18 protein-coding genes and 1 pseudogene are annotated in these 21,656 nt (G+C 73.0%); 5 read left to right on the top strand and 14 right to left on the bottom strand.

The genetic code is table 11. The features are described from left to right. Window positions 1-163 precede the first annotated feature (163 nt). Together ACFW47_RS24625 and ACFW47_RS24620 are read right to left on the bottom strand one after the other, a co-directional pair. Window positions 164-1,673: pseudogene (locus ACFW47_RS24625) on the bottom strand (molybdopterin-dependent oxidoreductase). A 359-nt stretch (window positions 1,674-2,032) separates the two neighbouring features. Beyond that, on the bottom strand, window positions 2,033-3,565 hold the full coding sequence (locus ACFW47_RS24620; RefSeq protein ID WP_386307112.1) for an alpha/beta fold hydrolase: 1,533 nt from the start codon (window positions 3,563-3,565) through the stop codon (window positions 2,033-2,035). Between the two features lie 87 nt (window positions 3,566-3,652). Between ACFW47_RS24620 and ACFW47_RS24615 the strand changes: the two genes are divergently transcribed. Continuing rightward, window positions 3,653-4,630: a MerR family transcriptional regulator gene (locus ACFW47_RS24615; protein ID WP_386284349.1), complete on the top strand. Its 978-nt coding sequence runs from the start codon at window positions 3,653-3,655 to the stop codon at window positions 4,628-4,630. A gap of 2 nt (window positions 4,631-4,632) precedes the next feature. Here ACFW47_RS24615 and ACFW47_RS24610 read toward each other — a convergent pair whose 3' ends face one another. Together ACFW47_RS24610 and ACFW47_RS24605 are read right to left on the bottom strand one after the other, a co-directional pair. Then, window positions 4,633-4,899 carry a hypothetical protein gene (locus ACFW47_RS24610; protein ID WP_386284351.1) on the bottom strand — a complete coding sequence of 89 codons (267 nt, stop codon included), beginning with the start codon at window positions 4,897-4,899 and terminating at the stop codon, window positions 4,633-4,635. Between the two features lie 72 nt (window positions 4,900-4,971). Next, the gene (locus ACFW47_RS24605) at window positions 4,972-5,970 is read right to left on the bottom strand and encodes a phosphotransferase (protein WP_386307111.1); all 999 of its coding nucleotides are present in this window, start codon (window positions 5,968-5,970) and stop codon (window positions 4,972-4,974) included. Window positions 5,971-6,074: 104 nt separating this feature from the next. Here ACFW47_RS24605 and ACFW47_RS24600 point away from each other — a divergent pair, with 104 nt between their 5' ends. Next, window positions 6,075-7,052, top strand: coding sequence for a GlxA family transcriptional regulator (locus ACFW47_RS24600; RefSeq protein WP_386307110.1), 978 nt, complete (start codon window positions 6,075-6,077; stop codon window positions 7,050-7,052). Between the two features lie 52 nt (window positions 7,053-7,104). Here the strand turns inward: ACFW47_RS24600 and katG are convergent, their stop codons facing one another. Beyond that, window positions 7,105-9,327 (bottom strand): catalase/peroxidase HPI, encoded by a 2,223-nt coding sequence (gene katG / locus ACFW47_RS24595; RefSeq protein WP_386307109.1) that lies wholly within the window; start codon window positions 9,325-9,327, stop codon window positions 7,105-7,107. 24 nt (window positions 9,328-9,351) lie between these two features. Next, entirely contained in the window at window positions 9,352-9,798 is a 447-nt protein-coding gene (locus ACFW47_RS24590) for a Fur family transcriptional regulator (RefSeq protein WP_386307108.1), read from the bottom strand. Window positions 9,799-10,002: 204 nt separating this feature from the next. On the opposite strand from ACFW47_RS24590, the gene ACFW47_RS24585 reads away from it, so the two are divergent. After that, window positions 10,003-11,103, top strand: coding sequence for a DUF475 domain-containing protein (locus ACFW47_RS24585; protein WP_386284365.1), 1,101 nt, complete (start codon window positions 10,003-10,005; stop codon window positions 11,101-11,103). Between the two features lie 152 nt (window positions 11,104-11,255). After that, window positions 11,256-11,678 carry a DUF350 domain-containing protein gene (locus tag ACFW47_RS24580; RefSeq protein ID WP_386307107.1) on the top strand — a complete coding sequence of 141 codons (423 nt, stop codon included), beginning with the start codon at window positions 11,256-11,258 and terminating at the stop codon, window positions 11,676-11,678. Window positions 11,679-11,700: 22 nt separating this feature from the next. Here ACFW47_RS24580 and ACFW47_RS24575 read toward each other — a convergent pair whose 3' ends face one another. The 4 genes from ACFW47_RS24575 to ACFW47_RS24560 form a co-directional block, all read right to left on the bottom strand. Beyond that, window positions 11,701-12,861, bottom strand: a complete 1,161-nt coding sequence (locus ACFW47_RS24575) for an oxygenase MpaB family protein (RefSeq protein ID WP_386284371.1) — start codon at window positions 12,859-12,861, stop codon at window positions 11,701-11,703. Window positions 12,862-12,874: 13 nt separating this feature from the next. After that, on the bottom strand, window positions 12,875-13,933 hold the full coding sequence (locus ACFW47_RS24570; RefSeq protein WP_386307106.1) for a polyprenyl synthetase family protein: 1,059 nt from the start codon (window positions 13,931-13,933) through the stop codon (window positions 12,875-12,877). Further along, entirely contained in the window at window positions 13,926-14,210 is a 285-nt protein-coding gene (locus ACFW47_RS24565) for a polyprenyl synthetase (RefSeq protein ID WP_386284376.1), read from the bottom strand. The genes ACFW47_RS24570 and ACFW47_RS24565 overlap by 8 nt, the downstream gene beginning before the upstream one ends. Before the next feature lie 196 nt (window positions 14,211-14,406). Continuing rightward, window positions 14,407-15,483 (bottom strand): polyprenyl synthetase family protein, encoded by a 1,077-nt coding sequence (locus ACFW47_RS24560; RefSeq protein WP_386284378.1) that lies wholly within the window; start codon window positions 15,481-15,483, stop codon window positions 14,407-14,409. Between the two features lie 150 nt (window positions 15,484-15,633). Between ACFW47_RS24560 and ACFW47_RS24555 the strand changes: the two genes are divergently transcribed. Then, complete coding sequence (locus ACFW47_RS24555; RefSeq protein WP_386307105.1) at window positions 15,634-17,547, top strand: TerD family protein; 1,914 nt, start codon at window positions 15,634-15,636, stop codon at window positions 17,545-17,547. An 82-nt stretch (window positions 17,548-17,629) separates the two neighbouring features. Here ACFW47_RS24555 and rpmG read toward each other — a convergent pair whose 3' ends face one another. From rpmG to ACFW47_RS24535, 4 genes are all read right to left on the bottom strand, one after another. After that, complete coding sequence (gene rpmG, locus ACFW47_RS24550; protein ID WP_073726911.1) at window positions 17,630-17,794, bottom strand: 50S ribosomal protein L33; 165 nt, start codon at window positions 17,792-17,794, stop codon at window positions 17,630-17,632. 104 nt (window positions 17,795-17,898) lie between these two features. Further along, window positions 17,899-19,224 carry a M20/M25/M40 family metallo-hydrolase gene (locus tag ACFW47_RS24545; RefSeq protein ID WP_386307104.1) on the bottom strand — a complete coding sequence of 442 codons (1,326 nt, stop codon included), beginning with the start codon at window positions 19,222-19,224 and terminating at the stop codon, window positions 17,899-17,901. Then, entirely contained in the window at window positions 19,221-20,612 is a 1,392-nt protein-coding gene (locus ACFW47_RS24540; RefSeq protein WP_386307103.1) for a cytosine permease, read from the bottom strand. The genes ACFW47_RS24545 and ACFW47_RS24540 overlap by 4 nt, the downstream gene beginning before the upstream one ends. Window positions 20,613-20,614: 2 nt before the next feature. After that, window positions 20,615-21,568, bottom strand: coding sequence for a DUF1177 domain-containing protein (locus ACFW47_RS24535; RefSeq protein ID WP_386284388.1), 954 nt, complete (start codon window positions 21,566-21,568; stop codon window positions 20,615-20,617). Window positions 21,569-21,656: the final 88 nt, after the last annotated feature.

The raw sequence follows: 21,656 nt of genomic DNA, 5'->3' as shown, positions 1-21,656 counted from the left end.
CGCCGTCGAACGCCGGTCGGGAGACGCTTATGACCGGTTCATTTCAAGGAAGTTAGCGGGCTTGGTCCGAACCTGTAACCCATTCCGCACAAGATCTCGATTCTTTTTCCCGTCAGGAGACAAAGTGGCTGGTGCACCGAGTGGGGCGCACCAAGCCGGTGGGTCACTCCACCGTCACCACGACGGAGTGCCATCCGCCGGCGCCGTCGGGGACGGTGCGGGTGCGCTTCTCGGTCTGGAGCTCGCCGGTGAGGGTGTGGCCGCCCCTCGTGGCCTGCCAGGCGTAGGACCACTGGCGCCAGGTGCCGCGGGTGTCCTCGGCCGCGAGGGTGGCCTCCTGCCGGGGCCCGTCGTCGACGCGGACCTCGACCTTGTCGACGCCGCGGTGCTGGGCCCGGGCGACGCCGGCCACCATCACGGCGCCCGTCTTCGGCCGTGCGAACGGCTTCGGGGTGTCGATCCGGGACTGAGTCCTGATCGCGGCCTCACGGGCCCAGTCGCGCTCGACCCAGTAGGCGTCGTACGCGTCGAAGGTGGTCAGCTCGATGTCCTCGATCCGCTTGCAGGCGGACACGTAGCCGTACAGGCCCGGGACGAGCATGCGGACCGGGAACCCGTGGTCGAACGGCAGGGGTTCGCCGTTCATGCCGACGGCGAGCATCGCGTCGCGGCCGTCCATGACGTCCTCGACCGGGCTGCCGATGGTCATGCCGTCCACCGAGCGGGCGACCAGCTGGTCTGCGGGGCCGCCCCTGGACGGCGGCCGGACCCCGCACTCCTCGAGCAGGTCGGCGAGCCGGACGCCGGTCCAGCGGGCGTTGCCCACGTACGGGCCGCCGACCTCGTTGGAGACGCAGGTGCGGGTGATGTCGCGCTCGGTCAGTCCGCGGCGCAGCGAGTCGTCGAAGGTGAGGGTCTTCTCCCGGGTGACTCCGTCCCCGTGGATGCGCAGTCGCCAGGCGGTGGCGTCCACCCTGGGGACCACCAGGGCGGTGTCCACCCGGTAGAAGTCCGCGTTGGGCGTGATGAACGGGCTGACACCGGCGACCCCGACCTGTGCGCCCCGGGGCACCGCGGGGGCGCGTGAGGCGGGCGGCGGCAGATCGGTGTTCTTGCGGGAGGCCACGGCCTCCTGACCGCCGGCGCCGTTCAGGGCCCGGCCCAGCGCGCCCTCCCCGGCCGAGGCGGCGGCAGCGGCGGTCGCCGCCAGGACGAAGCGGCACCGGTCCCAGCCCTCGCCGGCTCCTGCCCCGCCCCCCCGGGTGCGCCGCCGAGAGGCGGCCGACGAGGCAGTACAGGAGTGCGGCACCGGCGAGCGACCCGAGCACGGACGGGAGGGCGTCGGTGAGGCTCGTGGAGTCGGGACGGCTGGTGGCGGCCTCCGCCCCGACGGCACCGACGACCAGGACGCCCGCGGCCCCCGTGCGCCGGTGGCGGACGGCGAGGACGCCGAGGGTCAGGGCGAACAGGGCCAGGACGGCGAGGATGCCGAGCCGGAGGACCAGCTCGTCGTCGGTGCCGAAGTCGCGGATCGCCCAGTCCTTCACGGCGGCCGGGGTGCGGTCGATGGCGGCACCGCCGACCGCGACGACCGGGCCGGCCTGCGGACGCACCGCCGCCGCCACCAGTTCGGCGGCGGCGGGCGCGGTGCCTCCCGCCGGGAGTCCGCTCAGCGCCCCAGCGAGAGCCGTGCGGTCGTCCCGGGCTTCTTCCGCGCTTCGTTCTCTTCGTCGCTCACGCCGGTAATCCGGGGCCGGCAACCGGGCGGACTGGTGCGGTGGTACCCGTCCCGGGTGGGGGCCGGTGCCGGGGCGCGGCTACCGCGCACGCCGTCCCGGGCACCTCGGTACCGACTCGGGTACCGCGGACGGGAATCCGTACGCGCCGGAAGCCGCGCATCGGTCCCCTCCACGCCTCGGCCGCCCACCCGTCCGGAAACCGCCGCGCCGATCCGGAAGCCACGGACCGGAACCTCCCACGCGGTAGCCCCGGACCCGTTCCGCGCCCGTCCAGGCGCCGCGGCGCCGACCGCCTACCGCGGGCCGGGCCGGCCGAGGCGGTCCAGGACCGCGCGCATCGCGCGGCGCACGGCTTCGCGGGACTCGTCCGTCGGGTCGACGGCCTCGAAGGTGTGGTGGCCGTGCGGCACGTCCACCACCTCCACATCCGCCCCGCACTCCTTGGCCGCGGCGAGGAACTCCTCGACGGTGGCGGCGATCTCGGGCATCTCCAGTCCGACGCGGGTGAGGACGACGGGCAGGGCGCCGGCGTTCGCCACCGCACGCGCCGGGTGGAACCGGCCGCCGGACATTCCCCAGTTGGGCAGTGGCGCGAGGACCGGGTAGGTGGCCGCCAGGCAGCGCAGCCAGGGCGGCGGCGCGTCCAGCCAGTCGGCCGCGATCGGGCCGCCGCCGGAGAAGAACCACAGCGCGACACGATCCGCGTCCACGCGCGGGTCGGCCCGGACCTGGTCCACGGCGGCGGCCACGTCGGCGGCGGCCCGCTCGTAGTCCGACAGGTCGTGCAGTCGGTGGTCGACGACGGCGCCCACCACACCGCCCGCCGCCGCACAGCGCGCGTACCCCGTCAGAATCGGCCAGTCCCTCGGTGTGGGCCGCGCGTCGGCGGGCACCGGTCCGCCGTGCACGAACAGCACCGCGGGCCGTGGTGCGTCGGCGTCGGGCAGGTGCAGGTCGACGTTCCCGTGCCGCTCCCGCGGGGCTTCGGGGACATCCAGCGGGAACGGCCGCAGGTGCGGGGGCGGTTCCGTCCCTTCGACGGGCTCCAGCCGGTGTCCCTCACCGGCCGCGGCCCGCAGCAGCACGTCGGTCAGTTCGGCGGGGCGGGAGAGCATCGGCCAGTGCCCGGTGGCCAGTTCGAAGAAGGTCACCCGGGGGTCGACCAGGGCCCGCAGCGCGGGATCGCCGAAGCCCACCAGCATCTGGACCATCTCGATGCTCGTACCGTTGCCGGTGCACAGCACGCCGGTGGTGGGCACCGAGGCCACCGCCCCGGTCAGCCGGAGCGGCTGGAGCAGGGTGCCCGTCGGTTGCGGCGCGGCGAGGGCCGTGAGCCGGTCCAGCGCCGGGCCGGGCACGCCCTCGGTGCTGCCCCACAGGCGCCACTCGTCGTGGGTGGCCGGGGGCGGCAGCACGTCGTCGGCGTCCTCGTCCCCGGCCGCCGCGGCCAGCCGCTCGCGCAGGGACTGGTCGGGCACCGCGGCCAGGGCCGGGGCACCGTCGCTGGGCATGCCCGAGTCCAGGTAGACGATCCGGTCGACGCGCGCGGCCCTCCGGTCGGCGGCGCCCAGCGCCGGGTGGATGCCGTAGTCGTGGCCGACCAGCACGATCCTCTGGTCAGTGGCGTCGATCGAGTCGATCACGGCGAGGACGTCCGCGATGTGGGTGTCCAGGTCGGTGCGGGCCGCCGCCGGGCCGGGCGGGCCGTCGAGCCCGGTCAGTGCGACCGCGTGCGCCTCGGCGCCCGCGGCGGTCAGACGGGCGGTCGTGTCCTCCCAGACGTGTGTGCCGGTGAACATGCCCGACACCAGGATGAAAGCGGTCATGGCCTCTCCTCCGTACCTCGGCGGACCGGCCCGATCACCGGCCCGCGCACGCCGGTACCGTAGGAACTCCCCCTGAGGGAGGTTCAAGTGATCACGTCGTTCGACGGTCTGTGCGGCATCGGGGACCTGGCCGCCCGGGCGGGCGTCACCGTGAAGACCGTCCGCTTCTACTCCGACCGGGGCCTGCTGCCCGAGGCCTCCCGCAGCACCGGCGGGCACCGGCGGTACGACTCCGACGCGCTCGGCCGGCTGCGCCTGATCCGCTCCCTGCGCGCGCTCGGCCTGTCGGTCCCCGAGGTGCGCCGGGTCCTCGAAGAGGAGGACGCGGCGGGCGGCTGGGGCGGGCAGGAGGGTGGCGCGCTGGAGGACGCGGTCGCCGGGCGGCTGCGCGAACTCGGCTCCGAGATGAGGGCCTTGCGCTGGCGGGAGGCGGCGCTGCGCCTGGTGCAGGAGTGTCCGCCCGGGGAACGGGCGGAACGGCTGGGCCTGATAGGGGCCGTGTCCATGCCGCCCAGCACGGAGCCGCTGGTCCGGTTCTGGCGCGGCTGGCTGCCGCCGCGGATGCCGGCCCGGTCGGTCCGGGCGTTCCTGGAGGTCGCCGTGCCTCAGCCGCCCGAGGACCCGGCTCCGGCCCAGGTCCTCGCCTTCGCCCACCTCAACGCCCTCACCCTCGCCCCCTGCCCGGGCACCGCGCAGCCCCAGCCCGAGGCACACCGGGCCGCCGGTGCCCGGGGGGCCGCCGTGCTGTACGCGGGGCTGGCGGAGGCGTACGAACTGGCGGGTGTCCAGATGCGGCGGGGCCGGGACCCGCGGCCCGGAGAGGCGCTGGACGGCTTCGTCGGGGCGTACACCAACGCGTACGGGATGCGGGACAGCCCGGAGTTCCGCCGCCGGCTGGCCGGGCAGCTCGCGGCCGATCCGCGGATCGACCGCTACTGGGACCTGGTGGCCGAGGTCGTCACCGAGCCGGGCCGACGGCCGGAACCGACGCCCGGAACCGCCCACGACTGGCTGTACGCGGCCCTGGTCGCGCAGACCGGGGCCCCGCCGCCGTCGGCGGTGTGACGTCAGGGCGCGTCGCCCCGCCAGTCGAGGCGGCGGGGGTCGTCCGGCCTCGGCGCGTACAGGGAACGGCCGCCCGGGCCGTAGCGGCCTATCTCCGTCGCCAGTGAGACGCCCCGGGCGTACTCCTGCTCCGTCAGGTCCGTGATGTCCAGGAGCAGACCGTCCAGGGGACCGCCGACCAGTTGCGCGTAGGCGCGTCCGGCGCGCGGTCCGGGGTCGTCGTGCTCCGCTCCGTAGACCCGGCCTCGCATGAACTCCACCTCATCCATGCTCCGCAGCCTCGCATCCGCCACTGACAACGGCACCGGCCCGGGCCTCGAGGCGCCCTCCGGAACGGTGGCTCAGAACGGTGGCTCGTCGCACAGCTCCAGCAGGCAGCGGGCGCCTTGTGCCGCGGCCTCGGCACTCGCGGCACCGGACGCGGGGAAGACGCTGCCGTACGCGCCTGCCCGGTGCAGGGCGCTCAGCCGCCAGGCGAGGCCGAGCGCGCGCCGCAGCTCGCGGGTGGTCCGGCCGGATTCCGTCCACGGCTCCAGGTAGGCGTCGCGCAGGCGCGGCAGTACCTGCGGGCCGTGCCGCTCGCGGGCGTGGCGGGCGGGGACCGCCAGGCTGCAGAAGGGATGGGAGACGACGGCGTCCCCCCAGTCGAAGACGGTGAACGCACCCGGCCCGGGGTGGAAGAGCTGGCCGTCGTGCAGGTCCGCGTGGTCGAGGGAGTCCGGGACTCTCAGGGCTCCCAGTTCGGCGCACCAGTCCAGGAGGCGGGGGCGAAGGCGGCGGAGCCGGTGCCGTTCCTCCGGCTCCAGCGGCGTGTCGTCGAGCCGGTCGAAGACGCCGGGCAGGGCGGTGACGGGCACCGCGGGGACACCGAGCCGTTCGATCTCCCCCGCGCGTGGCGTCAGCGCGTGCTGCAGGGCCGCGTACCGGCGCAGGAGGCCCTCCCACGCTTCGGGGCCGGCGGCCCGGCGGTCGAGCACGTCCCTGAACAGCGGCCCCCCGTCGGGCAGCAGCGACCAGCCGCGGCCGGCGTCCACCGCGAGCGGCTCCAGGACGTGCCCCGGCGCCCAGCGGGCCAGGGCGGCGGTCAGCGCGCCCTCGAAGGCACTGGCCGGCGGGTTCGCCTTGAACCAGACCGCGTCGCGCCCCTCGACGGTCAGCCGCGCCAGGACGGACCACGGCCGTGACCGCACCCGCCACTCCCCTGTCGGGCGCACGCCCAGGGCGGCGAGCGCGGCCGTCACCCAGTCGAGGACGTCGGCCCGCCAGACGTCGTCGTCCCAGGGCGTCACCGCGTCCTGGGACCGCCCGCGGTCCACGGTCGCCGAGATCTCGCTGCGCATCCGGTCATCCCAGCACCGTGCGTCCCGGACGGCCAGCGCTTTTCGGGCCGCCCGGGAACGAGCGGGTGGCAGAATCCGGCCGTGAGCCAGGCATGGGGCGAGGGATGAGGGGTGTGGCAGTGCACCGTGTGGTGGTCTACGTGCGTCCCGGGCTGCTGCCGATGGAGCTGGGGATCGTGCACCGTCTGTTCGGGACCGCCGTCGACGACGCCGGCCGGCGGCTGTACTCGGTGCTCACGTGCGCGTCCGAGCCCGGCGAGGTCGCCACGGACACCGACTTCAGTGTGAACGTCGCGCACGGGCCGGACGTCCTGGAAGCCGCCGACACGGTGGTCGTGCCGGCGGCCGTGGAGGACTACGCGCCCCAGGAGCGCGGGCGGCTCGCCGCACCGGTGCGCGCGGCCCTGGAGCGGATTCCCGCGACGGCCCGGATGGCGTCCATCTGCACCGGTTCGTTCGTGCTGGCGGCGGCCGGGGTGCTGGCGGGGCGGCGGGCCACGACGCACTGGAAGTCGTGCGCCGAACTGGCCGCGCTCTACCCGGAGGTGGACGTCGATCCGGACGTGCTCTACACGGACGACCGTGGTGTGCTCACCTCGGCCGGTGTCGCCGCCGGGATCGACCTGTGCCTGCACATGATCCGCGACGACCACGGCGCCGAGGTGGCGAACACCGTCGCACGCGGCACCGTGGTGCCACCGCACCGCGAGGGCGGCCAGGCCCAGTACATCGACCGCCCCATCAGGCAGGCGGACGACTCGACGACGGCCGCCGCCCGCACCTACGCGCTCCAGCGGCTGGGCGAGCCCCTCACCCTGGAGGACCTGGCCCGGCAGTCGGCGATGAGTGTGCGGACCCTCAGCCGGAGGTTCCGGCAGGAGACCGGGGAGACGCCGATGCAGTGGCTCGGCCGGCAGCGTCTGGACTACGCCCGGCGGCTGCTGGAGCGCGGCGACGAACCGGTGGACCGCGTCGCCGCCCTCGCCGGCTTCGGCACCGGTACGGCGATGCGCCAGCACTTCCGCGAGGTGCTCGGGGTGTCGCCGCGCGCGTACCGCAACACGTTCCGCGGCGGCGCGTAGGGGGCGGCGGTGTCCGGGCCGACCGGTTCCGGCCGGCCCGGACACCCGCGGATCAGGCCAGGTCGAACCGGTCGAGGTTCATGACCTTGACCCAGGCGGCGACGAAGTCGTGGACGAACTTCTCCTTCGCGTCGTCGCTCGCGTAGACCTCGGCGAGGGCCCGCAGCTCGGAGTTGGAGCCGAAGACCAGGTCGGCGCGGGAGCCGGCCCACTTGACCTCGCCGGTGGCGGCGTCGCGGCCCTCGAACGTGGTCTGGTCCTCGGACGTCGCCTTCCATGTGATGCCCAGGTCGAGCAGGTTCACGAAGAAGTCGTTGGTCAGCGAGCCGGGCGTCCGGGTGAGGGCGCCGAGCTGGGACTGCTGGTGGTTGGCACCCAGCACGCGCAGGCCGCCGACCAGGACGGTCATCTCCGGAGCGCTCAGGGTGAGCAGGTTCGCCCGGTCGAGCAGCAGGAACTCGGCCGGCAGGCGGTTGCCCTTGCCGAGGTAGTTGCGGAACCCGTCGGCGGTCGGCTCCAGCGCCTCGAACGACTCGACGTCGGTGTGCTCCTCGGTCGCGTCCACACGGCCCGCGGCGAACGGGACCTCCACCTGGTAGCCGGCTTCCTTGGCGGCCTTCTCGACGGCGGCGCAGCCGCCGAGGACGATCAGGTCGGCCAGGGAGACCTTCTTGCCGCCGGCGCCGGAGTTGAACTCCTGCTGGACGCCCTCCAGGACGCGCAGGACCTGGGCCAGCTCGTCGGGCTCGTTGACCTCCCAGCCGCGCTGCGGCTCCAGACGGATGCGGGCGCCGTTGGCGCCGCCGCGCTTGTCGCTGCCGCGGAAGGTGGACGCCGAGGCCCACGCGGTCGAAACCAGCTGCGGGACGGACAGACCGGATTCGAGGAGCTTGGTCTTGAGGGTCTTGATGTCCTCCGCGTCGACGGCCTCGCCCTCGGGCTCGGGCAGCGGGTCCTGCCAGACGAGCGTCTCCTCGGGGACCTCCGGGCCGAGGTACAGGGACTTGGGGCCCATGTCGCGGTGGGTCAGCTTGTACCAGGCGCGGGCGAAGGCGTCCGCGAACTCCTCCGGGTTCTCGTAGAACCGGCGGGAGATCGGCTCGTAGACCGGGTCGTAGCGCAGCGACAGGTCGGTGGTGAGCATCTTCGGGCGGTGCTTCTTCGACGGGTCGTGGGCGTCGGGGATGATCTCCGGGGCGTCCTTGGCGACCCACTGGTGGGCGCCGGCGGGGCTCTGCTCCAGCTCGTACTCGTACTCGAAGAGGTTCTTGAAGAACCCGTTGCCCCAACGGGTCGGGGTCGAGGTCCAGGTGACCTCCAGGCCGGAGGTGATGGCGTCCGCGCCCTTGCCCGTGCCGTAGCTGTTCTTCCAGCCCAGGCCCATCTGGTCCATGGAGGCGGCCTCGGGGTCGTCGCCGACGTGGTCGGCCGGGCCGGCGCCGTGGGTCTTGCCGAAGGTGTGGCCGCCGGCGATCAGCGCGACGGTCTCCTCGTCGTTCATCGCCATGCGGCGGAACGTCTCCCGGATGTCGCGGGCGGCGGCGATCGGGTCCGGGTTGCCGTTGGGTCCCTCGGGGTTGACGTAGATCAGACCCATCTGGACCGCGCCGAGCGGGTTCTCCAGCTCCCGGTCGCCGGTGTAGCGCCGGTCGTCGAGCCAGGTGGTCTCGGGGCCCCAGTAGACGTCCTCCTCGGCCTCCCACACGTCGGCGCGGCCACCGGCGAAGCCGAAGGTCTCGAAGCCCATGGTCTCCAGGGCGACGTTGCCGGTGAGGATCAGCAGGTCGGCCCAGGAGATGCTCTGGCCGTACTTCTTCTTGACGGGCCACAGCAGGCGGCGCGCCTTGTCGAGGTTGCCGTTGTCGGGCCAGCTGTTGAGCGGGGCGAAGCGCTGCTGGCCGGCGCCCGCGCCGCCGCGGCCGTCGCTGATGCGGTAGGTGCCCGCGCTGTGCCAGGCCATACGGATCATCAGGGGGCCGTAGTTGCCGAAGTCGGCGGGCCACCAGTCCTGCGAGGTGGTCAGCACCTCGGCGATGTCGCGTTTGACGGCCTGGAGGTCGAGCGCCTGGAAGGCCGCCGCGTAGTCGAACTCCTCACCCAGCGGGTTGGCCACGGCGGGGTTCTTGGCGAGGATCTTCAGATTGAGCCGCTCCGGCCACCACTGACGGTTGCCGCCACCCTGGGTGGGGTGCGGGGCACGTCCATGGGCGACCGGGCAGCCGCCCGTCTCCTCCGTCTTCGCGTCGGTGACGATGGCGTCGTGGTTCTCGGACATGGGAATCCTTCCGAACGGGGCGGATCAAGGTGCTGGGGAACTGCGGGTGGTGGAGCAGTCGGGGCACAGGCCCCGGTAGATGACCTCGGCCTCGTCTATCGAGAAGCCGTGGTCGTCGGAGGCGGTCAGGCAGGGCGCCTCGCCGACGGCGCAGTCGACGTCGGCGAGGGCACCGCAGGACCGGCACAGGACGTGGTGGTGGTTGTCGCCCACCCGCCCCTCGAACCGCGCCGGGCCGCCGGGCGGCTGGATGCGGCGCACGAGCCCGGCCGCGGTGAGCGCGTGCAGCGCCTCGTACACGGCCTGGAGGGAGACGTGGCCCACACGGCGGCGCACCCCGGCCGCGATCGCCTCGGCGTCGAGGTGATCGCCCCGCCGGACGGTCTCGAGCAGCGCGGCACGGGCGGCGGTCACTCGCAGACCGGCTCCGCGCAGTTGGGAGGCGACGGCCGGATCCCGGGATGCGGTCATGGCGGTGAACCTACTCCCGCAAACACGAACGTCTCAAGGAAACGAACCGATCCATTTCGGTGACCGTCCGGTGCCGGTGTGCCGCCGCCGTGTCCGGCCTGCCGGGCCGGCCCCGGACGATCGTGTAGACAACGTGGGTGGTGGGCACTGGCAGGGGATGCCGTGCCCCGGCGCAACCCGACATCAGGAGTGAGTGATCAGCCCGTGCTGTTGAAGACGTTCCGCTGGGCCTTCGCCGTCACCGCGCTCGGTCTGGTCCTGGGAGTGCTGTACGACGGGTGGACCGCCTTCGGGCTCGTGGCGATCCTCGCCGTGCTGGAGGTCTCCCTGTCGTTCGACAACGCGGTGATCAACGCGGGGATCCTGAAGAAGATGAGCGCCTTCTGGCAGAGGATCTTCCTCACCGTCGGCATCCTGATCGCCGTCTTCGGCATGCGCCTGGTCTTCCCGGTGCTGATCGTCGCGATCAGTGCCCGGCTGAGCCCCTGGTCCGCGGTCCATCTGGCGCTCACGGACAAGCAGCGCTACCAGGAGCTGGTGACGGACGCGCACCCGTCGATCGCCGCCTTCGGTGGCATGTTCCTCCTGATGATCTTCCTCGACTTCGTCCTGGAGGACCGGGAGATCAAGTGGCTGGGGTGGCTGGAGCGCCCGCTGGCCAGGCTCGGCAGGGTCGACATGCTGTCGGTGTGCGTCGCGCTGATCGTGCTGCTGGTCTCCGCGCTCACCTTCGGCGCCCACGCCCACCAGCACGGCGGCACCCACGTCGACAAGGCGGAGACGGTGCTGCTCGCCGGTGTCGGCGGGCTGATCACCTACATGGTCGTCGGCGGCCTGTCCGGCTTCTTCGAGGAACGTCTCGAACGGGAGGAGGGGCGCGAGCGGGCCGCCGAGGAGCGGGCGGCGCGCGGCGGCGGGCCCCGCTCGGCCGTGGCCCTCACGGGCAAGGCGGCGTTCTTCATGTTCCTCTACCTGGAGGTCCTGGACGCCTCGTTCTCGTTCGACGGCGTCATCGGCGCCTTCGCCATCACCAACGACATCGTCCTGATGGCCCTCGGCCTCGGCATCGGCGCCATGTACGTCCGGTCCCTGACCGTCTACCTGGTCCGCCAGGGCACCCTCGACGACTACGTCTACCTGGAGCACGGCGCCCACTACGCCATCGGCGCACTCGCCGTCATCCTCCTGGTGACCATCCAGTACGAGATCAGCGAGATCGTCACGGGCCTCATCGGCGTCGTGCTGATCGGGTCGTCGTTCCTGTCCTCCGTCCGCCGCAACCGGGCACTGGCCGCGGCGTCCTGACCCCGCGTCCGGCCGGGCCGCCGGGATCGCCGTACCGCAGGTCGGGGGACCGAACGCGTGCGCTACATTTTGCGCGCTGCATCTCGCACCACCTTGACCACGCTGTGACCACGATCTCTCGCGATCCCTGACGCTACGGAGCCGGCACCCCCATGAGCGACATCCTCGACGGACTCGGCCGCGCCGCCGCCTACGGCGGCCTCGGCATGGTCCTCCTGGTCCTCGGCATCATCCTGGTCGACGTGCTGACGCCCGGAAAGCTCGGCCGGCTGATCTGGGAGCAGCGCAACCGCAACGCGGCCACGGTGCTCAGCTCCGCGCTGATCGGCATCGGCGGCGTCGTCTTCACCTCCATCTGGACGACGTACGAGGACTTCGGCAAGGGTCTGGTGTCGACGGCGGCGTTCGGGCTGCTGGGCCTCGTGATGATGGCCGTGGCCTTCCTGGTGGTCGACCTGATCACGCCGGGCCGGCTGGGCGCGACGCTGGTCGAGCCGGAGCCCCACCCCGCGGTGTGGGTGACGGCCTCCTGCAACCTCGCCGTCTCGGCCGTCATATCGGCGTCCATCGCCTGACGCCCGCCGCCGCGCCCGGTGTTCAGGAGACGGTGGCGGGCGGCGGGGTCCAGCGGCGGGTGCGGGAGGCCGCGCCCGCGACGCCGTACTCCTTCCTCAGCTGTTCCGGGATCGCGTAGTGCATGACGCGTCCGCGGGTGAGGGTGGACAGTTCCAGGACCGTGGTGAGGTGGCCGAGCCGGTCCAGTGCCCACGCGCCGAAGGGGGAACGGTCCTCGATCGTCTCCAGCACGCCGAGGAGGTGCGGCGCGGCCTTCACGACGGTGTCCCAGGCGGTGCGGGGAACCTCCAGCCAGTCGGCGCACGTGTCGCCGACGAGGTAGCGGATCAGCGCGGACACCACCGGGTCGAGGAGGGTGCCCGGGACGACCTCCTCGTACAGGTCGATCAGCTGTCGCGTGAGGTGGGCGCCCTCCTCCGAGGGGCCCATGTGGCGCAGCATGTACAGGTCGAGGAACTGGCGTCCCTCGTCGAGTGTCGTGGGGGCGGCTGCCTGGTCGACGCCGAGGATGGCGCCGACCACGCGCCAGGCGTAGAAGTACGCGTCCGCGCCTTCGGCGGACATGTGGATGCCGAGGCGGTGCAGACTGTCCAGGACGAGCAGGGAGAAGAACATCTGCCCGCCGATCATGTCCTCCTGGCAGATGGGGGTGCCGAGGGCCCCGGTGTCCCAGCGGTCCTCCCGTTTCAGGTGGTGGCGGATGGCGGCGTGCAGCAGACGTACCTTCTGAGCCGCCGGAATGAACCGGCCGCCGGCCTCGAAGGCGTCGGGCTGCATGAGGTAGACGGTGAACTGCCCGGTCTCCGCCATGCGTTTGGAGGGATAGCTCAGCCCGTGGGTGGCCGACAGCAGCCTGGCCACGTGCGGGACGACGTAGCAGGCGGGCATGGAGGCGAACGACAGTGCCGTGGAGATGTGCACGTTGTTGTCGATGAAGAACAGGCGGGCCTTCTCCATCTCGGCCCAGTCCACCCAGTCCGGCGGGGTTCCGGTGGTGCGCAGGTACTCGCGGGCCACGCCGGGGAGTCCGTCGGGGAGTTCCTGGCCTGCGGTGGACACGTAGCGCATCAGCGAGTTGAACTTGCCGACCTCGCCGCGCTCGAACAGGGTGGCCACGACGGCGTCGGCCAGTTCGTCGCCGCCGCGGCGCAGGGCGTCCATCGACGTCTCGGTGTAGGTCATCACGGTCTCCTCGTCAGTGGACGCGGTCGGTGGCGTGCCGGGCGAGGTCGCGCAGCGCCCTGCGGGCGTGCGGCGGTGCGCCGGCGGTGTCCAGGGCGCGGGTGGCCTGCTCCACGCGGGTGCGGATCATCTGCTCGACCCGCTGCGGAGCGCCCAGTTCCCGCATGAGGCCGCGTATGTCGCCGAGGTGCGTTTCGTCGAGGTCGCCGCGGCCCAGTACGCCGCGCAACCGCTCCCGCTGCCGGGCGTCGGCCGCCCGCCAGGTCTCGGCCAGCAGCGCGGTGGGGCGGTGGGCGCGGACGTCGTCCAGGCCCTCCTTGCCGGTGTGCCGCGGGTCGCCGAAGAGGCCGAGCAGGTCGTCGCGCAGCTGGAACGCCTCGCCGAGGGGCAGGCCGTAGGCGGAGTAGGCGTCCCGCAGCGCGGGGCCGGCGCCGGCGAGCAGGCCGCCGATGAGCAGGGGGTGCTCGACGGTGTACTTGGCGGTCTTGTACCGGACCACCTTCATGGAGGTGCCGGTGTCCGGTGGTCCGCCGGTGTGCAGGATCTCCAGGCATTCCCCGGCGACGAGTTCGCGGGCGAGCGCGCCCCACAGGGGCCTTGCCCGGGAGAGGTAGGCGGCGGGCAGGCCGCTGGCGGCGAACAACTCCCCCGCCAGGGCCATCAGGTGATCGCCCACCAGCATGGCCAGGGACCGGGCGGCCGGGCGGACCCGTGGGCGGCCCGACCGGGTCAGTACGGCCTCCAGGGCGACGTGGGCGGTGGGCAGGCCGTGGCGCAGGGCGCTGTCGTCGATGAGGTCGTCGTGGACGACCGCCGCGGCGTGCACCAGCTCCATCGAGGCCGCCGCCCTCAGCAGGGCGTCGCTGTCGGGCTGTCCGGCCGCCCGCCAGCCCCAGTAGCAGAAGGCGGCGCGCAGCCGCTTGCCGTGCCCCGCCGCGTTGCGGAGCTGCTCGGCCACGGGTGCGAGGGTGTCGTCGATGGCCAGGAGGTGGCGGGACTCCTCGTCCAGGAAGCCGTGCAGGACGCCGTCGACGCGCGCTTTGAAAGCGGCCGGGTCCCAGCGGTCAGTCATCGCCGGCGTCGGCTGCCCGGCGCGCCTCCACGTGCCGCGCGAGCACTTCCAGGTGGGCGGGTGGCACGTGCGTGTACCGGTCCAGGGCCAGCCTGCCCCGGGACTGGAGGTCGTGCTCCGCTTCCCGGACCAGGTCGGCGGTGTCCGAGCGGCGCAGGAGTCCGCGCACCGCGCCGACCGCCGAGCCGAGTGTGCTCACGGCCAGGTCGGCGAGTCCGGCCGCCAGCAGCACGGCCCGGTCGTCCCCTCCCGCGCCCCGTTGCGCCGAGTGCGTCATGTCTCTCCCCAGGGATCGCGTCGTGGCGGATGCGCCTGGTCAGCGGTGCATCCGGTCAGAGCATGACCCGACAGTCCGTGCGGAAGATCCGGTTTTCCCCTTTGAGCGACATGGGGAACAGGCGTCGGACGGGCCGCCCGTACCGGGCGGCCGACGCGGACGCTCCTCGCTCCGACGGGCAGGGGACGGGGCAGAGTCATCCGTCCCGGTCGACACTCCACCGGGGCAGTTGCTCGAAGAACGCGACCGCTTCCTCGCGCCACCGCGGGCGCCAGCCGGCCGCCACCTCCGCGGCCTGCTCGGCGTGGCGCCGCATGTCCGCCCGCAAGTGGGCGGCCACGCCTCGGCGCTCGCCGATCTCGCGGACCGCGGCGACGGTCTCCTCTGTGCAGTCCCGGTCTCCGAGGGCACGCTCCACGAGTGCGCGCTCGGAGCCGCTCGCTGTGGACAGCAGGCGGGCGACCGTGTAGCTGCGTCTTCCTTCGCGGATGTCGGTGCCCGTCGGCTTGCCCATGGCGGCGGCGTCGCCGAACAGGTCGAGGTAGTCGTCGCGCATCTGGCCGCAGATGCCGACCAGCCGTGCGTAGCGGCGCAGTTCGGTCTCGTGGGCGCCCGGTCGCTCGCCGGCCGCCAGGAGCCCCAGGCGCAGGGGCGCGAGGACCGAGTAGCGGGCCGACTTGTGGTCGGCGACGTCGTGGAGGACCGCGTCGTCGGGTGTGCCGGGGGCGAAGTCGCGTTCCAGGTCGGTGATCTGGCCGACGAAGGTGTCGGCCGCGGCCCGGGTCTGGACCTCGGCCATCGCCTGCCGCAGCTCGACCGGGAGCTCGGCGTCGAGGAGCACCCGCAGGGAGAGGGCGAGCGCCAGGTCGCCGGCGAGGACGGTGAGTCCGAGTGCGGCCCGCGGGTGGCCGGGGAACCTGTCGAGGTAGGCGTGGTACGTGGTGGGCCCGCCCCTGCGGGTGGCGCTGTCGTCGATGAGGTCGTCGTGCACGAGACCGTGCGTCTGCAGCAGCTCGATGCTCAGCGCGGCGGCGTCCAGCGCCTGTGCCGGCGCGTCGTCACGCACCAGGCGCGCGGCCTCGTGCAGCAGGACGACCCGCATCCGTTTGCCTCCCCGCAGGGAGAGGTCGCGCAGCAGCGCGAGGCAGTCCGGGGTGAAGCGGCTGAACGCCGGGGCGTCCAGCGTCGCGTCGAGGGTGTCGAAGTACTCCGCGAAGACCCGGTCGAAGCGGCGCCCGTACCGGGCGACGCGGTCGCGCGGTTGCTCGGTCATGGCGAAGTCCTCCTGAAAGCCTGGCGGGTGACACCCTGACAGTCTCCCAGGGGGATCCGCCGTCGGCCGACGCTCGACAGGAACCGGGCAAAGCAGGATCAAAAGGCGTTCGAGTTGAAGGAACCGTGGACAGAGCTCCATCCTTTCTCCATGTCTGTCACGTCTGCCGCTCCCGACTCCTCCTCCGTGCTCGACCATCCCCACGAATGGGCCCTGGTCGACGTGGAGACCTCCGGTCTGGTCCCCCGTCGAGACCGGGTGCTGTCCCTGGCCGTCGTGACGCTCGGCCCGGACGGCGAGCAGACCGGTGAGTACTCGACCCTGCTCGACCCCGGTTGCGACCCGGGACCGGTGCACGTGCACGGACTGACGGCGGAGCGGCTGCGCGGGGCGCCGGTCTTCGAGCAGGTGGCCGAGCGGATCGCCGCCTTGCTGGAGGGCCGGGTCATGGTCGCCCACAACGCCCAGTTCGACTACGACTTCCTCGCCCACGAGTTCGCACGGGCAGGGCTGCGGCTGCCCGTCACCCGGCGACTGTGCACCTTGGCCCTGAACCGCCGCGTGGACCCGCCGACCGACGACCTGACGCTGGGCACGCTCGCGGCCCACTACGGCGTCCGCCAGGTGCGGGCGCACGACGCACTCGACGACACGCGGGTGCTGGCGGGCGTGCTGCGGTCCTCGCTTCGTGAGGCGGCGCGCCTGGACCTGCCGCTGCCCCTGGTGGCCTGCCCGCCCCGGCAGGATGCCCGGTTCGCACCGAAGCCGCCGAAGACGCCGTGTGCCTTCCGCAACCCGGGGCGGCTCGCCGAGGGCGGGCCGCTGGTGCAGGGGATGAAGATCGCCGTGACCGGTGAGACCGGGACCCCGCGGGCGGACCTGCTGGTGCGGGGCGCGGCGGCGGGGCTGAACATGATGACCTCGGTCAGCCGGCACACCAGCGCCCTGGTCACCAGCGACTCCTCGGCCGGGTCCGCCAAGGCCCGGCGCGCGCTCGCCGAGGGTGTCCCGCTCATCGGCGAGGAGACCTTCCTGCGGCTGCTCGGCGACGTCCGGGGCGGCGTCCCGCACGAGGGAGGGGAGCCACGGGCCGACGCCGCCTCCCCGGCGCTGCCCGCCGTCCCGGCCCCGCGCACGCCGGAGACTCCCGACGCCGTGGAGAGCACCGCACCGGAAACCGGGCCCACCGCCCCCACCGCGCGGACGGGTCCGGCTCCGTCGGCCGAGGCGCCGAGACCCGCTCGGCGCGCCCGGCCCCGTGGCCCGCTGACCGGCCGGCGCGTCCTGGTGCTCGGCGGCACTCACCCCGAGGCGGTGGCCGCCCGTACCCGCGTCGTCGAACTGGGCGGCGCCGCGGCCGTCAACCTGTCCGCCGGCGTCACCGACGTCGTGGTACTCGACGGCGCGGAGACCGACCGCCGGCTGCCCCGGATCAGGGCGCTGCTCCTGCCCACCCACGACGCCGCGTGGCTGGTGGCGCCGGTCGTCACGGACGCGCCACGAGCCGACGGCCGGCGCGCGGCGGCGCACGTGCTGCCGCGCGGCGGTGTCGTCGACCTGCCCCTGCAGGGCGGGCGGGGGCCCGCCCACCGCTGGACGGTCACCGCGTCCTGGGCGCAGCAGACCGCCTGCGACATCGACGTGGTCGCGTTCGTGCTGGACGAGGACGAGCAGGTCTCGTTCGACGAGGACTTCGTCTTCTACGGCGCCCCGGAGAACCCGGGCGGGACGGTGCGGCTGCTGAGTGACGGCCCCACCGAGCAGACGATCAGCGTGGACCTCGCGACGCTGCCGCCGTCGGCCCGCAAGGTGGTCGTGGCCGCCGCCGTCGACGGTTCCCCGGTCTTCGGCGACGTCGGCGCCCTGCACATCGTCTCCGGGCCGGGCACCGGAGCGGCGGCCCTGGTGCAGGCCACGCTGGACGCCGCGACCACGGAACGCACCATGCTGCTCGCCGAGATCTACCGGCGCGGGCAGAGCTGGCGGCTGCGGGCGGTCGGCCAGGGCTACGACCATGACCTGGAGGCCCTGGCGCGGGGCTACGGCGTCGACGTCGCCGACTGACCGCACGCCGACGCACCACGGCCCGGCCCCCGGGACACGCGGGGCCGGGCCGTGGTGCGCGGATCCGCGGCGCGGACCCTGGTCAGCGTTCCTCGCGGAACGTGACGTGCTCCCCCGCCACCGGGTCGTACTTGCGCAGGACGAGGCGGTCGGGGTCGTTGAGGCGGTTCTTGCGGGTGACGTAGGTGACGCCGGTCCCGGCGGTCGACTTCAGCTTGACGACCGGGCGTGCGGTGCTGCGTGCCATGGTGCTCCTTCCGACCGCCGCGCGGGCTGCTGTGCTGTCCCGCGCATGTCAGTCAGGGCTCTCAACACCGGCGCCCGGCCGCGCATTCCCCCGGACCGCCCCGGTCAGCAGCTCTGCCACAGCCGGGTCATCACCCGCACGCCGAAGCGCAGCCCCTCCAGCGGCACGCGTTCGTCGACGCCGTGGAAGAGGCGGCCGTAGTCCAGGTCGTGCGGCAGCTTGAGGCCCTTGAAGCCGAAGCAGCGGATGTCCAGCTTGGTGAAGGCCTTCGCGTCGGTGCCGCCCGGGTTGCAGTACGGCACGGGGTGACCGTCGGGGTCCTCGGCGCGCACCGCCGCGCACATGGCGTCGACGAGCGGGCCGTCGAAGGTGGTCTCCATGGCGATGTCGTGGTTGACCCACTCCCGGGAGACCGAGGGCAGGAGCAGGGCGTCGATGGTGTCGACCAGCTCCTGTTCGTGGCCGGGCAGGAAGCGGCCGTCGACGCGGGCGGTGGCCCGGCCCGGGATGACGTTGGTCTGGTAGCCGGCCGTGAACATGGTGGGGTTGGCCGAGTTGCGCAGCACGACCTGCATGAAGTCGGCCACGTGGCCCAGCTTGGCCAGTTCGGCGTCCAGGTCCTCCGCGTCCAGGTCGAGGTCGACGCCCTGGAGGCGGGCGGCCTCGGTGAGCAGGGCGCGCACCGGCGCGATCAGGCGGACGGGGAAGGTGTGACGGCCGATGCGGGTGAGGGACTCGGCGAGGTCGGTGACGGCGTTCTCGTCGTTCGGGGACGAGCCGTGACCGGCGCGGCCCGATGCCGTCAGTTCCATCCAGGCCATGCCGCGCTGGGCGTTCTCGATGGGGTAGAGGCGCCGGGTGTCGTCCAGGGCGTAGCTGAAGCCGCCGCCCTCGCCGATCGCCTCGGTGACGCCGGCGAACAGCTCGGGCCGGTGCTCGACCAGCCAGTGGGCGCCGAACCTGCCGCCGGCCTCCTCGTCGGCGAGGAAGGCGAGGACGATGTCGCGGGCGGGCCGGGTACCGGTGCGGGCGAAGTGACGGGCGGTGGCCAGCATGACGGCCACCGTGTCCTTCATGTCGATGGCGCCGCGGCCCCACAGGTAGCCGTCGCGGATCTCTCCCGAGAACGGCGGCACCTGCCACTCGGCCGCGTCCGCCGGTACGACGTCCAGGTGGCCGTGGACCAGCAGGGCGCCCCGGGCGCGGTCGGCCCCGGGGATGCGGGCGACGACGTTGGCGCGGCCCGGGGCGCTCTCCACCAGCTCGGAGCCGATGCCCGCCTCAGCGAGCCGGGCCACGACCCAGTCGGCGCAGGCGCGCTCGTCGCTGGTGGGGTTGGAGGTGTCGAAGCGGATCAGCTCCGCGCACAGCTCGACGGCCTCGCGCTGCGCCTCCTCGGAGGCGGAGGCCGGGGCGGGGGTGGTGCTCATGGTGCTCCTACGGGGGCCGTGCCGGGCGCGGCCGGGGTGCGGTCGGCGGTTCCGTCGTCGACGGTGGTGGTGCCGTACGTCCTGATCCAGCCGGCGAGGCCGAGGACGCTGTAGAGGACGAAGGCGGTGAGCAGGGAGTTCAGGGCGGGAATGCCGCCGTCGTAGAACTTGCCGACGCAGAAGGCGACGGCCCAGATGACCAGGGACATCGGCACCCAGGTCGGCGAGCTGGCCGGCAGGGTCTCGGACTCGCGGGTGGCGTCCAGGGGTGCGCGCATGCGGCGGACCACCCAGTACTCGGCCACGATGATGCCGCCCACCGGCGGAATGGCGACGCCCAGCACGGACAGGAAGTCGGTGAAGTGGGTCATGATGCCGACGGCGGACAGCAGGGTGCCCGCGATGCCGAGGACGACGGTGACCGCCCCCCGGTGCACGCGCTTGCCGAAGACGACCTGGAAGAAGTTGACGACGCCGAGCGAGGAGCCGTACAGGTTCCAGTCGTTGATCTTCGCGGTGGACATCAGGACGACGAGCACGCCGAAGACGCCGGAGGTGGACAGCACGATCTGGGAGACCTGGCCGCTGCCGACCATGTGGCCGAGGAGCACGCCGGTCATGCCGACGATGTACTCGGACAGGATCATCGAGGATGCGCTCTGCAGGAAGACGTGACTGCCCTTGCGGTTGTAACGGGTCATCTCCGGGGAGACGATCGCGCCGGTCATGAAGCCGCCCGCGATGGCGGTCGCGGCGACCGCGAGGGGGATGGTCTCGCCAGGGGCCGGGGAGTCGATCAGCTCGGTCAGCGAGTGGTCGCTCAGCGCGTCGGTGACCGACCAGGCGACCATCGCGAAGAACAGCGGCGTGACGATCTTCGCGAAGACGGCCATGTACCGGAAGCCGAAGATCACCAGGACGGTGATGCCGAGGCCGGCGGCGATGCACCACAGCCAGGAGGGACCGCCGACGAGCGCGGACACGCTGTCGCCGAAGATCGTGTTCTGGACGCCGAACCAGCCCACGAGGCTGACCGAGATGACCAGGCTGACCAGCGCCGAGCCGTTGCGGCCGAAGCCGGCCCAGCGGGTGAGCAGCGGGGTCGCCAGACCCTCGCGCATGCCGGCCAGGCCGATCGCGAAGATGACGACCTCGAGGATCACCGCGCCCAGCGTGAACGCGAGGAACGCGTCACCGAAGGACATGCCGACGCCGATGGTGGCGCCGAGGGTGAACTGCGAGATGGAGCCCGACTGCGCGAGCCACTGGAGCAGCATCGTCCAGAAGCCGAGCCGCTTGTCGCGCGGGACCCGGGACAGGGCGTAGTCGTCGCTGCCCACGGCCTTGGTGCCGCCCGCCTCGGAGGCGGTGCCGTCGTTCGCGGCCATGATCACGACTCCCCGGGTTCGCGGCCGAAGGTCTGCAGGTGGGTCAGGGAGCCGTAGCGGGACACGAGCGCGTCGAACTCCTGGTCGTCGTGGAAGTCGAGGCGTCCGCCGCCATAGGCCTTGGCGGTCTCGACGGCGAACCGGGCGGCCGCCGCGATGTCCGTCTCGTGGCTGGCACCCGTCTGGCAGCCGGGCACCGCCGCCGCGGAGGTGACGGCGAGGCCGACGACCGGGGCGGCCGTCGCCGTGGCCGGCTGCAGGATCGAATTGATGTGGTGTACACCGTTACCGTACGGGGTGATGTCCTGGGTGGTCACCGGGTACGTGACCAACGGCTCACCGGTCACCACGGCCAGCAGCTCCCCCAGCTGCTCGCTCACCTTGAGCACCCAGCCCTCCTTTACGGTGGGCGACAGGGCGAGGCCCTTGTGGTTGATGATCCGGTTGCCCTTGGTGGTGTCGACGGAGAGCACGGCCTCCATCTCGCCGGTGACCTCGTGCCGGTTCATGGTCGCGATGTCGACGGGCGAGTCCATGAACGGCACCGGGTCGTGCGGTGCGGTCGGGGCGTCGGGGCAGATGTGGGTGGCGACGATCACGTCGCCGTCGAGCACGTCCCCGCGCCGGCGCATGTCCAGCAGTTTGGCGGCGGTGGCGAGCGCGGCGACCGCGCCGTCGGCGTCGGAGACCAGGCCGGTCGCCTCCGGGCGGGCCCCGATGCCGCCGAGGCGCCCGACCACGCCGAGGGTGCGCGCCGGGCCGCCGACGGTACGGCCGCTCCGGCCCGGGATGCGGACGAGCACGAAGTCCGTCGAGCCGCGCTCGCCGGTGACGGTGGTGACTTCGGCGCCGGAGCCCTCGGGTCCGGCCACGGAGTCGAGGTGGGCGGCGACGCGCTTGCCGTCGACGTCGGGATCGTCCAGCAGGTCCACGAGGTCCAGGACGTACTTCAACATGGGCAGTTCTCCTGATCCGCACCTGGGGCGGTGCTGACAGCAGGTTCCGGATCGATTAACGTTCTCCGCAACTGTTTCCCGCTATCTG

Source organism: Streptomyces sp. NPDC058796, assembly GCF_042745235.1.
GTDB lineage: Bacteria > Actinomycetota > Actinomycetes > Streptomycetales > Streptomycetaceae > Streptomyces.
Note: the sequence above shows the minus strand (reverse complement) of the source record. Positions and strands in the feature narration are given on the sequence as shown.